Source organism: Lactiplantibacillus sp. B652, from assembly GCF_023806745.1.
GTDB lineage: Bacteria > Bacillota > Bacilli > Lactobacillales > Lactobacillaceae > Lactiplantibacillus > Lactiplantibacillus pentosus.
In genome coordinates this window covers 1-260 of sequence record NZ_JAMSKY010000110.1, presented here as the reverse complement: position 1 = coordinate 260, position 260 = coordinate 1, and the positions used below count along the sequence as shown (strand labels likewise).

Sequence of the window (260 nt, the reverse complement as noted above, 5' to 3'; positions counted from 1 at the left end):
AAATTATTTTACTATGAGTATAGTGCTGAACAATGGGTATAATAGCTAGGGTTCCTCACGATATTGATAAAGATGCATTTAATCAAGAGTTAATCAGATTTAGAATTATAACGTAATCGCATCGGCGATTTTGAACTAGATACAGTCGTTGGTCCTCGTGGGCATAGTAAGGCAGTTTTATTAACTTTAATCGATCGGAAATCACGGTTCCTTTGGGCATACCGGTTAAAAGATCGGACGACAGCGACTGTTAATGAAGC

The 260-nt window shown here is 37.7% G+C and carries 1 pseudogene; it reads left to right on the top strand.

The window, feature by feature from the left end:
• Positions 1–111: 111 nt before the first annotated feature.
• Positions 112–260 (top strand): annotated as a pseudogene (locus MZO40_RS17210) (IS30 family transposase); the annotation flags it as partial.